An 11649-nucleotide genomic window follows, 5' to 3' on the forward strand; every position below is an offset into this window, starting at 1 on the left:
CTCAGCAGCAGGTGTCACCAAGCTGGTCAAGAAAGGCGATGCATTTCTCCAGCTCGGAAATCGCAATCGACTCGTCCGGCTGATGAGCATCGGCGATATCGCCCGGGCCGATGACGACCGACGGAACACCGGCGATCTGGAAAATGCCCGCTTCCGTGCCGTAGGAAACATAGCGCGGCTCCGAGCGTCCGAGAAGCTTCAGGAGCTCTGCGTCGAGTACCGGATCGTCGTTCGGCTTCAGGCCGGGAATGCGTGCCTGCACATCGAAGAAGACACCGGAGGCTGGGTCGATAGCCTGCATGCCAGGATTCAGCTTTTCTACCGCGAAACGCTGCATGCGCTCGAACACCGCCATTTCGCTCTCGCCGGGGATGATGCGCATCTCCCAGAAGAAATCGCAGTTCTCGGCGACAATATTGCCGTGCAGGCCCCCCTTGATGACGTTGACGGAAATCGTCGAATAGGGTGGATCGAGGCCCTCGAACTGCGGCCCGCTGCGCATGTCCTCGCGGATGCGGTTGATCTCGGCGATCATGTCGCCGGCTGCCATGACGGCGTTGACGTAGCGGTCCGGCTGGGAGGAGTGACCGGGCTTGCCCTTGACGCGGCACCAGCCAATCAGGCCGCCCTTGTGCGCGGCGATCATGTCCATGCTGGTCGCTTCGCCGATGACGGCGAGCCGCGGCTTCAAGTCGCTTTGCCCCACCCATTCGGCCATCGAGCCAACACCGGTGCAGCCGACTTCCTCGTCATAGGAGAAGGCGAGATGGATAGGCTTCCTGAGTTTCTTTTGGACCATGCCAGGTGCCGCAGCGAGACAGCAGGCCAGGAAGCCCTTCATATCGGTCGCGCCGCGGCCGATCAGCCGGCCGTTCGCTTCCCTCAGCGTCCAGGGATCGCCGGACCATGCCTGACCTTCCGTCGGCACCACATCCGTATGGCCGCTGAAGATGATGCCCCCAGGCGCTTCGGGGCCAATCGAAATAAGGACGTTCGCCTTGTTGCCTTCGGCATTCGGAAAGCGCCGGACGCGTCCTCCGAAGGGGGCGGCCTGGTCTTCCACGTATTTGATCAGGTCGAGATTGGAGACGGCGCTGACCGTCGGAAAGGACACCAGACTTGCAAGCTGTTTCGTGATGTCCTGTTTCGTGATGCCGGGGGCAATCGTCATTACTTCACCGTGAAATAGCGCAGCGGATAGGCGAGGTCGGCTGGCTGCACAACGGTGACATTGTCCTTCACGCCCCAGAGAATGTTGAGCTGGTGAAGCGGAATGAAGCCGACATCGGCCTTGATGAGCTTGAAAGCCTGCTGGATGAGATCGGTGCGCTTCTCCTGGTCGGTTTCCTTACCAATGGCGGCGATCAGCTTGTCGACCTCGGGATTGGAATAACCGCCGATATTGAAGGCGCCGAGGCCGCTCTTCGGATCACGGGTGGCGGCAATCGAGGTCAGGAAGATATGGGCGTCATAGGTCGCCGGCGAATAGCCCAGCATTGCAAGGCTGGTATTGTATTCCGGCGGGTTCACCTGGGTCGCCCAGCGGCTGGTGGCCTGGGCGCGAGGTTCCACCTTGATGTTGATGCGGGCGAGGGAGGCGGCGACCGCTAGGCAGGTCGCTTCGTCGTTCATAAAGCGGTCGTTGGTGCAGTCGAGCGTGACGGAAAAGCCGTTCTCGTAGCCGGCTTCCTTCATCAGTTCCTTGGCCTTGTCGACATCCGGCTTGACCGGTGCACCGAGTTCCGGATCGAAGCCGTTGATCTCCTTACCGATCGGCAGGCCGACGGGAACCGAATAGTTGCGCATGATGCGCTTCTGGATCGCCCCGGTATCTATCGCCAGTTCCATGGCCTGGCGGACCTTGAGTTCCTTGAAAGGGTTCTTGGCCTTCTCGCTGCCGAAGATCAGGCTGTCTCGTGCAACATCCGGCTGGACATAGATGGTGCGCAGGTCCGGCCCGGCCTTGACATGTAGGCCATCGGCCTTGTCGATACGTTCGGCATCCTGCGGCGGTACGCCGTCGATCAGGTCCACTTCGCCGGAGATCAGGGCCGAGACGCGAGTGGAAGGATTTGGGATCACGAAGAAGGTGGCATTATCGATATTGCCGGCCTTCTTGTCCCACCAGCCAGAATTTGTGGCGAAGACGGTCTTCACGCCCGGATCGCGCTCCTTGATGACGTAGGGGCCGGTGCCCATGGCGTTGCGGTTGGCGAAGGTCTCGGTGGCGTTGTTGGCGGCACCCGGCTGTACGGCGCCGTTCGCCTCGGCCCACTCCTTATCCATGATGTACCAGTTGGTGATCTGGTTCGGCAGGATGGGGTTGACGGCGCGTGTCCTGATACGGATCTTATAGTCGTCAACCTTTTCGATCGAGGCGATGGAGTTCAGGTTTGCCTTGATGCCACCGGCCTGGCCGCGGGTCAGCGAGAAGACCACGTCATCGGCGGTAAACGGATTTCCGTTCGAGAACTTGACGCCCTGGCGCAGAGTGAATTCCCAGGTCGTGTCGTCCGTCTGTTTCCATTCGGTCGCAAGTGCCGGCTCGATCTTCTGTTCGGCGTTGCGGCGGACCAGTGGTTCATAAACATTGGCGAGAACGGCGAAAATCAGGGTATTCGAGACAGCATGCGGATCGAGCGTATAGGCATCCAGCGGGCCGGCAAATTTGAAATCCGCGGCTTGGACGCTGGTGGCCAGCGGTGCCGTCAGGGCGGCCGCGGCGATCGTGCCCAGCAGCATCTTACGTTTGAATGCGGGAAACGAGAAAGGCATCATGATCTCCTATGCGCCACGAGAGAGTCGGAATGCGGCAACGACGCGGCAGATATTTTAAATTTAAAATATCTCAGCAAAGGAAGCTCATCAGATGAGGACATGCAGCGTTCCCTGTCGTTGCTTGGAGTTGCCTACTTGCGAGGCTTGGGCAAACAATAGGCGTTTTGAGGAAACATGCAAGCAATTTTGATCAAATGAGCGAAACTCTTTTGGCGAGGAAGTGTGCGGCAGCAGGCGACCATCCCGCCTGCATTAGCAGGAGGCAGGACGCAAGAGATTTCAATGTGTTATTTCAAAGACAGAGATTTGCAGATCAGGTCCTGGCGAACATCGGGCCGCCCTTATGGGCTGGAAAGCCGTAGCCGTTGATCATCACCAGGTCGATGTCGCTCGGCCGTGCGGCGATGCCTTCGGCCAGCAATGCTTCGCCTTCGGCGGCCATGGCCTTCAGCATCCGCTCTTGAATCTCACTTTTCGGGAATGCGCGCGGTGTAATGCCCTTTTGGGCACGGGCGGTTTCGATGATCGCGGTCACATCCGGATCGATGGTGCGCTTGCCATCCGGATAGGCATACCAGCCGCGGCCGGCCTTCTGGCCGAACCGCCCCATTTCACAGAGCGTATCGGCTATCCCGACGTAGCGTGTAGCGGGATCGCGGGCGGCGGCCTGGCGTTTGCGGCGCGCCCAGGCGATCTCAAGCCCTGCCATGTCGTAGACGGCGAAAAGGCCCATAGGGAAACCGTAATCTTCCAGCGCCGCATCGATCTCGTGTGGCAGGGCCCCATCTTCCAGCAGGAATTCGGCCTCGCGGCGATAGGCGGAGAAGATGCGGTTGCCGATGAAGCCCTCAGTAACGCCGGTGACGACCGGCAGCTTTTTGAACGTCTTGGCGACGGCTAACCCGGTCGCCAAAACATCCGGTGCGGTCCTGGCGCAGCGGACAATTTCCAGCAGCCGCATGACATGCGCTGGGGAGAAGAAATGCATGCCGAGCACGCGCTCCGGATAAGCGGTCGCGGCGGCAATTTCGTCCGGGTTCAGATAACTCGTGTTGGTCGCCAGCACCGCATCCGGACGAATGACTTTGTCGAGACGGAGGAAGAGGTCGATCTTGATGTCGAGATCGTCAAAAACGGCTTCAATGACGAGATCGCAGGGGGCGAGGTCGGCGTCCGATGCCGTCACCGAAAGCCGGGCCTTTTGCGCCTCGAAACCGTCCTGATCGAGACGGCCGGAAGCGAGATTGCGTTCCAGCAGGCCGACAATGCACTCGCGGCCTTTTTCGGCAATTTCCACCGTCTGGTCGAGGCCGATGACCGTGTAACCCGCTGCGAGGGCGGCGACAGCAATGCCGCTGCCCATCAGGCCGAGGCCGCAGATGCCGATCGTCTTGACTGGGCGAGGCTCAATGCCTTCGAGCCCTTCGACCCTGGAAGATTCCCGTTCGGCGAAGAAGACGTAGCGGAGTGCCGCAGCTTCGCGGCTATCGCGGAGGGTCAGGAAGGTGGCTCGCTCGTCAGCCAGACCTTCGGCGAGAGGGCGGTTAGACGACGTGATCAGACGCACGGCTTCGGCCGGTGCCTTCTGACCGCGCGCCCTGCCGAGAATTCTAGCGGCGGCTCTTTCGATTTCGGCCGCCTCATTGGTGGCTATGCTCAACTCGCCCGTGCGACGGAGCTGTTTGCCTGACAGTTTTTGCGCTGCCGAAATGGCGGTTTCGACGAGATCGGCCTTGGCGATTTCATCGATGATCCCAAGCGAGAGAGCTTCGTCGGTCTTTGCAGAACGGCCCGAGATGATGAGGTCCAATGCGGCCGGGATGCCGATCAGGCGCGGCAGACGCTGGGTGCCGCCGGCGCCGGGAACAATGCCGAGCTTGACTTCGGGCAGACCGACTTGAGCAGTGGAAGAAGCAACTCGATAATGGCAGGCGAGCGCAACTTCCAGGCCACCACCGAGGGCTGCCCCATTGAGCGCCGCGACGACCGGCTTCGACAGCTTCTCGATCTTTTCAATAACAGCCGGCAAGGTCGGCTCTATAGCCGGCTTGCCGAATTCCCTGATGTCGGCACCGCCGATGAAGGTCTTACCGGCGCCTGTGATGACGACGCCTGCCACATCGGCAGTCGCTTCCGCATGGACAAGCGCCTTTTCAAGCCCGCTGCGGACGTCGGCAGACGTCGCGTTGACCGGCGCATTGTCGATGGTAACGACCAGAATCCCGCCTCGGGTCATAGCCGAGACCGTGGACGAAAATTCGATCGCGTCGTTCATGGCTGCCTACTCCGGAATGACTGCTGTTGCCTGGATCTCGATCTTGGCGCGGTCTTCCACCAGAGCAACGACCTGCATGGCGGCCATGGCCGGAAAATGCTTGCCCATGATCTCGCGATAGGCCTGGCCGATACCCCTCAGATTGCCGAGATATTCCGCCTTGTTGGTGAAGTACCAGGTCATGGTCGTGACATGTTCAGGCCGCGCACCGGCCTCTGCCAGTATGGCAACGACGTTCATGAGCGTTTGACGCACCTGGCCCACAAAGTCGTCCGTCTCGAATTGGCATTGGGCATTCCAGCCGACCTGCCCGCCGACGAAGACCTGGCGGCCGGTGGCGGCCACGCCATTGGCGTAGCCGATCGGTTTTGCCCAGCCTTCAGGCTGCAGAATCATGTGCATCATTCTTCTCCAAATGCTGTGTAAGCGCAGTGCGCATATCGTCCGGCCATGGGCAGGCCTTGTGTGTTTCGAGAGAGGTCGCGACCAGCCGCTGCTTGGCGGTCCAGAGCAATCGATCGCCAGCGCGCACCTCATGTTCGAGATCGACCGAACTGGTACCGATCCGCATCACCTTGATAGTGAAATCCATCATGTCGCCGTGGAAGCCGGGGCTCTTGAAGGTGAGATCCAAAGTGACCGTCGGAAGACCGATCTTTCGCTCGTTGATCAACTCCGGCCAGGGAAAACCGATCGCCCTGAAGAACTCTTCGTAAACTCCAACCAGGATATCGAGGTAGGAGGGGAAATAAGCGATACCGGAAGGATCGCAATCACCGAAGTTCAACCGGCGGGAAATGGTATAAGCCATGGTTGCCCTCACGCCTTCAACAGTTCGCGGGCGATGATGAGCTTCTGCACTTCGGTGGCACCTTCGTAGATGCGCAGCGCCCGGATCTCGCGATAAAGGCTCTCCGTGATTTCGCCGCTCTTGACGCCGCGGCCGCCGAAAATCTGCACGGCGCGGTCAATGACCTTTTGTGCATTTTCGGTGGCTACCATCTTCGCCATTGCCGCTTCCTTGGTGGTCGGCAGGCCCTGCACGTCGCGGCGCCAGGCGGCGCGGTAGGTCAGAAGAGCGCCCGCATCGATCTCGGCTGCCATGTCGCCGAAAGCGGCCTGGGTAAGCTGCAAGTCGGAAAGGTGGTTGCCGAACATCGGCCGCGCCTTGGCATAGGCGACCGCCTCATCGAGCGCCCGCTTGGCGAAACCCAAGGCGGCAGCTGCCACGGATGCGCGAAAAATGTCGAGCGTCCGCATGGCGATTTTAAAACCTTCGCCGGGAGAACCAAGCATCCGCGAGGCCGGAATGCGACAGTTTTCGAAGCGGATCGTCGCCAGCGGGTGCGGGGCGAGCACATCGATCCGCTCGGCGATCGAGAAGCCCGGATCGTCGGCGAATACCACAAAGGCTGAAATGCCGCGCGTGCCGGGCGCCTCACCGGTACGGACGAAGACCGTGTAGACATCGGCGATGCCGCCGTTGGAAATCCAGGTCTTTTCGCCGTCGAGTACATAGTGGTCGCCATCCTTGCGTGCCGAGCAGGCCATCGCGGCGACATCCGAACCGGCCTCCTTTTCGGAGAGCGCGAAGGCGGAAATCCACTCACCGGATTGCGCTTTGGGCAGTATGGTGCGGCGCAGGTCCTCCGTGCCTGAAAGGCCGATTGCACCGGTGCCGAGGCCCTGCATCGCGAAAGCGAAATCGGCAAGCCCGTCATGCCAGGCAAGTGTCTCGCGCGTCAGGCAGGCAGCGCGACTATCGATCGGCTGGCTGCCGCCGGCACCGGTTGCGGCATCCAGCAGGCCGGCTTCCCCAAGCGCCTTGACGATCGCACGGCAGGCGCCGTCCGTGTCAGAATGGTCGATATGACTCAGCGCGCCGGAGGCCGCGAAGGCATCGAGCTTTTCGGCTAGCGCCTTGTGGCTGTCATCGAAGAACGGCCAGCCGAGGAAATCGCGGGTCGGCCCTTTGAGAGTGGTGGGAGCCGCCATCAGTTACCCTCGAAGACTGGCTTGCGTTTCTCGGCGAAAGCCTCGAAGGCGCGGCGGAAGTCCTTGGTCACCATGCAGATCGCCTGGGCCTGAGCTTCGGATTCGATCATTTCGTCGATACCCATCGCCCATTCCTGGTTCAGCATGGTTTTCGTCATTGTATGGGCAAACCACGGTCCGGCCGCCAGCGAGTGGGCAAGCTTGACGGCTTCCACCTCGACCTGATCGGCGGCGTGCAGGGCATTGTAAAAACCCCAGGCCTGGCCCTCGTCGGCGTTCATCGCGCGGCCAGTGAAGAGCAGTTCGGCGGCGCGGCCCTGGCCGATGATACGCGGCAGGATCCCGCATGCGCCCATATCCGCGCCGGCCAAGCCGACCCGGGTGAAGAGGAAGGCTGTCTTGGCTTCCGGCGTTGCCAGCCGCATATCGGAAGCCATGGTGAGGATCGCGCCGGCGCCGGCACAGATACCATCGACGGCTGCAATGATCGGTTGCGGGCACTTCTTCATCGCCTTCACGAGGTCGCCGGTCATGCGGGTGAAGGCCAGAAGATCCGGCATGGCCATGTGAGTGAGCGGCTCGATGATCTCGAAGACATCGCCGCCGGAGGAGAAATTGCCGCCAGCACCCGTCAGCACGATCGCGCGGATGTCCGATGCGTAGACAAGATCGCGGAAGAGATCGCGAAGCTCGGCATAGCTTTCGAAAGTCAGCGGATTCTTGCGCTCCGGCCGGTTCAAGCGGATCGTCGCGACGCAGCCGCCTTCGCTCACTTCCCAGAGGAAATGCTTGGGCTGGTAATCGCGAAAGCCGCGCTTCATTTCGTTCATCGCGTCGCTCATGCTTCTTCCTCTCCCGTAATCGACTGATCGCCTTTTTCAGGTGGCCGGAAATTGTCTTCTGTGTCTCAGTCGTTGGCCGAAGGCGGCAGGAAATCCACCTCGTGTGCGGCGGAAACTTTCACGATTTCGTCCACATCGGTCATTTCGTGCAACGCCTCGAAAAGCTGGTGGAGCTTGCGGGCCGGCGAGACCCAGAAGAGCGCCCGGCACGGCTTGTCGGACTTGTTGAAGTAACCGTGCGGGATACCGCGCGGCATACGGACAAGATCTCCGGCCTTTGCCTTGACCCATTGGTCGTCGAGCTTCAGATCGAGCTCACCTTCCTGCACGAGGATGAATTCATCCTGGGTCGGATGAATGTGCACGGGGACGAACTGTCCCGGCAGGCTGTTGGTTTCAAAGGCGAAGGTGTCGTCGGAGACGGCTTTTGGAAAATAGATCTGGCCCAGGATGTTCCAGGTGATACCCCTATATCCGCTGCCGTTCTCCGTAATGCCCTTTTCCAGTTCCATCGTGATCTCCCAGGTTTCGTTTCCTTGGTTCATGTCGGGCAGACTAGCCTGCCAGGATTTCTCCCCCGGCAACCGCGATTGCCTGCCCGGTGATCGCTGCAGCGCCGGGCGATGCCAGCCACAGAACCGTGTCCGCGACCTCTTCCGGCCTCACCAGCCGCCCCTGCGGATTGCTCTTGGTGAATTCTTTCAGCGCCTGTTCTGCGGTCCGGCCGGTCTTGGCGACGATCGTCTCGATCGAACGGGCGATCAGCGGCGTATCGGTAAAGCCGGGGCAGACGGCGTTAACGGTGATGCCGGTCTTCGCCAGCTCCAGCGCGAGCGAGCGGGTGAGGCCGATGACGCCGTGCTTGGCGGCGACATAGGCGGTGACATAGGCGTAGCCGGTCAGGCCGGCCGTCGAGGCGATATTGATGATTCGTCCCCCGGTCGCGTGGGCCTTCAGGTCCGGCAGCACGGCCTGAGTGACCAGGAATACGCCGGTGAGATCCACCGACATGACCCGGTTCCACATATCGAGCGATGTCTTCTCGAACGGCGCGCTAGGGCCTTCGCCTGCATTGTTGACGAGGATGTCGACGGGGCCGAAAGCGGCCCGCGCCGTCTTCAGACCATTGTCGATCGCCATTTCGTCGGTGACGTCGAAGCCGTCTGCGACGCAGGTCCTCTCTGTGCCAAGCGTTGCGGCCAGCGCTTCCAGCGGTTCCGCCCGGCGGCCCGCCAGCGTCACGTGCGCGCCGGCCTCCACCAATGCCGTAGCGATCGCCGCACCGATGCCGCTGCCCGCGCCGGTGACGAGGGCATGGCGGTTGGCAAGCCTGTCCGAAATCGCTTCGCTCATGACGCGATCCTTATTTCGCCACCACAGCCGGGCCGACCGCCGGAGGGGCTGCCGCCGCCGCAGCGCGGGCGAGGTTGGTTTCGTATTGTGCCTTGCCGGAATAATACTGCTTCGGCCAGGGAATGTTCGTCAGGCCGATCTTCGCCGCCTCGTGCAACACCCAGGCCGGATCGGCGAGATGCGGACGGGCCACCGCGCAGAGATCGGCGCGGCCGGCAGCAATGATCGAGTTTGCGTGATCGGCCTCGGAGATTGCGCCGACGGCAATCGTCGGGATGCCGATCTCGTTGCGGATCTTGTCGGAGAACGGCGTTTGGAAAAGGCGGCCGTAGACCGGCTTTTCCTCTTTCCATACCTGGCCGGACGAGCAGTCGATCAGATCAGCGCCGGCTTCCTTGAACATTTTCGCAAAGATTGCCGCATCTTCCGGCGTGTTGCCGCCCTCGAACCAGTCATGGCAAGACAGACGTACGGAAATCGGCTTGTCTTGCGGCCAAACCTTGCGGATCGCCTTGAAGACTTCCAGCGGATAACGCGCCCGGTCCTCGTGGCTGCCACCATATTCGTCATCCCGCAGGTTTGTCAGCGGCGAAAGGAAGCTCGACAGAAGGTAGCCGTGGGCGCAGTGCAGTTCCAGCCAGTCGGCGCCTGCCTGTGCCGCATATTTCGCGGCGCGGACGTGATCGGCCTTCACCCGGTCCATATCGGCGCGATCCATCGCCTTCGGCACCTGGCTGTGCTTGAGATAGGGGATCGCGGATGCCGAAATCAATGGCCAGCCGCCGTCCTCCAGGGGTTGGTCGATACCTTCCCAGGCGAGCTTGGTCGACCCCTTGCGACCGGCATGGCCGAGCTGGATGCCGACCTTTGCGGTGGAATTGTCATGCACGAAGTCGATGAAGCGTTTCCAACGCGCCGCCTGCTCGTCGTTCCAGAGGCCAAGGCAGCCGGGTGTGATGCGGGCATCCGGCGAGACACAGGTCATTTCTGCAAAGACGAGGCCGGCGCCGCCGAGCGCACGGGAGCCGAGGTGGACCAGATGGAAATCGTCCATCAACCCGTCCTTCGCCGAATACATGGCCATGGGCGACATGACGATGCGGTTCGGCAGGTGGGTTTCCCGCAGCGAATAGGGCGTGAACATCGGCGGCAGGGTGCGGCCGTTGCTGCTGACATCGAGGCCGTTCTTCCTAGCGAACCACCGTTCGTAGCCTTCCAGCCATTTCGGATCGCGCAGGCGCAGGTTCTCGTGGCTGATTCGCTGGGAGCGTGTCAGCATGGAATACATGAACTGTTCCGGTTCAAGCGTGTCGGCGTAACGCTGGCCGACCACTTCGAACCATTCCATGGCGTTGCGGGCCGCATTCTGGATGCGGGCGACATCGACGCGGCGGATTTCCTCGTAGGTTTCGAGAACCTGCGGGATCTTGTCCCTGATGTGGCCCAGCTTGTTGAACTGGTTGGTCAACTCGATCGCGTCGTCGATCGCGAGCTTGGTGCCCGAGCCGATCGCGAAATGGGCGGTATGGGCGGCGTCGCCCATCAGAACCACGTGCGAATTGCCGTTGAAATGGCTCCACTTGCCGCAGATCAGGCGATTGAAGTTGAGCCATGCCGAGCCGCGCAGATGGCGCGCATTGGTCATGAGCTCGGAGCCTTCGAGTACCTCCGAGAACAGCTTCTCGCAGAAGTCGATGGACTGCTGCTGGTCCATCTGGCCGAGGTCGTGCTTTTCGTAAGCCTCCTCGGTCGTCTCGACGATGAAGGTCGAGGTCTTGTCGTCGAACTTGTAGATATGGGCCTGGAACCAGCCGTGTTCCGTCTTGCGGAAGTCGAAGGTGAAGGCGTCGAACAGCTTATTGGTGCCGAGCCAGATATAGCGGTTCGGGCGAACCACGAGGTCCGGCTGGAAAACGTCCGGATAACGATTGCGGATCTTTGAGTTGAAGCCGTCGGAGGCGATGATCAGGTCGGCATCCGGGTAGTCAAGATCGCCATTGGCCTCCGTCTCGAAGACCAGTTCCACGCCGAGCGCCTCGCAGCGGCGCTGCAGGATGTTCAGAAGCTTCTTTCGGCCGATGCCGACGAAGCCGTGGCCGGAGGTGCGCTGGCGCATGCCCTTGAAGAGCAGCTCGATATCGTCCCAATGGTTGAAGGCATCCTCGATCTCGGCCGCACTTTCCGGATCCCAGGCGCGCATGGAAACCATGGTTGCGTCGGAGAAGACGACGCCCCAGCCGAACGTGTCATAGGGCCGGTTTCGCTCGATCACCGAGATGGAATGCTCGGGATGAAACTTCTTCATCAGGAGCGCGAAATAGAGGCCTGCGGGACCACCACCGATGCAGACGATGCGCATATCCAAATCCTCCTGATGTTCCGTCTCATTATTTTAAGTTTAAACTA

The 11649-nt window shown here is 61.0% G+C and carries 10 protein-coding genes; all 10 read right to left on the minus strand.

Annotated elements, in window-relative coordinates; all coding sequences use genetic code 11:
- Position 1: 1 nt before the first annotated feature.
- A complete protein-coding gene (argE, locus tag ABK249_RS21385) occupies positions 2 to 1171 on the minus strand; it encodes an acetylornithine deacetylase (protein WP_348863926.1) in 1170 nt (389 codons plus the stop codon).
- Positions 1171 to 2778 carry an ABC transporter substrate-binding protein gene (locus tag ABK249_RS21390; RefSeq protein ID WP_348863927.1) on the minus strand — a complete coding sequence of 536 codons (1608 nt, stop codon included), beginning with the start codon at positions 2776 to 2778 and terminating at the stop codon, positions 1171 to 1173. Before ABK249_RS21390 ends, argE begins: the two co-directional genes overlap by 1 nt.
- 313 nt (positions 2779 to 3091) lie before the next feature.
- Positions 3092 to 5053: a 3-hydroxyacyl-CoA dehydrogenase NAD-binding domain-containing protein gene (locus tag ABK249_RS21395; protein WP_348863928.1), complete on the minus strand. Its 1962-nt coding sequence runs from the start codon at positions 5051 to 5053 to the stop codon at positions 3092 to 3094.
- Between the two features lie 6 nt (positions 5054 to 5059).
- Positions 5060 to 5455 carry a RidA family protein gene (locus ABK249_RS21400; protein ID WP_348863963.1) on the minus strand — a complete coding sequence of 132 codons (396 nt, stop codon included), beginning with the start codon at positions 5453 to 5455 and terminating at the stop codon, positions 5060 to 5062.
- A complete protein-coding gene (locus ABK249_RS21405) occupies positions 5433 to 5864 on the minus strand; it encodes an acyl-CoA thioesterase (RefSeq protein WP_348863929.1) in 432 nt (143 codons plus the stop codon). Before ABK249_RS21405 ends, ABK249_RS21400 begins: the two co-directional genes overlap by 23 nt.
- A gap of 8 nt (positions 5865 to 5872) precedes the next feature.
- A complete protein-coding gene (locus ABK249_RS21410) occupies positions 5873 to 7048 on the minus strand; it encodes an acyl-CoA dehydrogenase family protein (RefSeq protein WP_348863930.1) in 1176 nt (391 codons plus the stop codon).
- Complete coding sequence (locus ABK249_RS21415; RefSeq protein ID WP_348863931.1) at positions 7048 to 7890, minus strand: enoyl-CoA hydratase family protein; 843 nt, start codon at positions 7888 to 7890, stop codon at positions 7048 to 7050. Before ABK249_RS21415 ends, ABK249_RS21410 begins: the two co-directional genes overlap by 1 nt.
- A gap of 65 nt (positions 7891 to 7955) precedes the next feature.
- On the minus strand, positions 7956 to 8402 hold the full coding sequence (locus ABK249_RS21420; RefSeq protein WP_348863932.1) for a cupin domain-containing protein: 447 nt from the start codon (positions 8400 to 8402) through the stop codon (positions 7956 to 7958).
- Positions 8403 to 8445: 43 nt separating this feature from the next.
- Positions 8446 to 9243 (minus strand): SDR family NAD(P)-dependent oxidoreductase, encoded by a 798-nt coding sequence (locus ABK249_RS21425; protein ID WP_348863933.1) that lies wholly within the window; start codon positions 9241 to 9243, stop codon positions 8446 to 8448.
- Between the two features lie 10 nt (positions 9244 to 9253).
- Positions 9254 to 11602, minus strand: a complete 2349-nt coding sequence (locus ABK249_RS21430; RefSeq protein ID WP_348863934.1) for a bifunctional salicylyl-CoA 5-hydroxylase/oxidoreductase — start codon at positions 11600 to 11602, stop codon at positions 9254 to 9256.
- Positions 11603 to 11649: the final 47 nt, after the last annotated feature.

The sequence above is a fragment of the Neorhizobium phenanthreniclasticum genome (assembly GCF_040066075.1).
GTDB lineage: Bacteria > Pseudomonadota > Alphaproteobacteria > Rhizobiales > Rhizobiaceae > Neorhizobium > Neorhizobium petrolearium.